Genomic DNA, 493 nt, shown 5'->3' on the forward strand with positions numbered 1-493 from the left:
GTTCCGGATTGTTAAAGAGCATAATACTTCGCAGCACACCGTTGCCGGTACGCTCTGAAGTATTCAGAAAAAACAGATAAACGGTATGGTGGAGCTAAGCGGGATCGAACCGCTGACCTCCTGCGTGCAAGGCAGGCGCTCTCCCAGCTGAGCTATAGCCCCATACAGTTACTGCAGAGACCACTACTACCACTCAACCGAGTACACTTCGTGAGAAATGCAATTCGTGCTCAGGCAAGGCATGTTTCCGCGAAGCATAGTGAACTATGCGAGCCGGAGACATAACGCAGCGTGAGTGCGAATTTGGTAGGCCTGAGTGGACTTGAACCACCGACCTCACCCTTATCAGGGGTGCGCTCTAACCACCTGAGCTACAAGCCTGTAGAGGTTTTTTCTGCTCGTTACTTTTTATCAGACAATCTGTTGTGGACACTGCGCGGGAAGGTATCTTCAGGTAAGGAGGTGATCCAACCGCAGGTTCCCCTACGGTTAC

General features: G+C 51.5%; 2 tRNA genes. Both read right to left on the reverse strand.

Annotated features, from left to right (window positions below):
* Positions 1 to 86 precede the first annotated feature (86 nt).
* A tRNA-Ala gene (locus NP77_RS19140) sits at positions 87 to 162 on the reverse strand.
* A 142-nt stretch (positions 163 to 304) separates the two neighbouring features.
* Positions 305 to 381: transfer RNA gene (locus NP77_RS19145), tRNA-Ile, on the reverse strand.
* Positions 382 to 493 lie beyond the last annotated feature (112 nt).

The organism is Pantoea sp. MBLJ3 (assembly GCF_000816655.1).
Classification (GTDB): Bacteria; Pseudomonadota; Gammaproteobacteria; order Enterobacterales; family Enterobacteriaceae; genus Pantoea; species Pantoea eucalypti.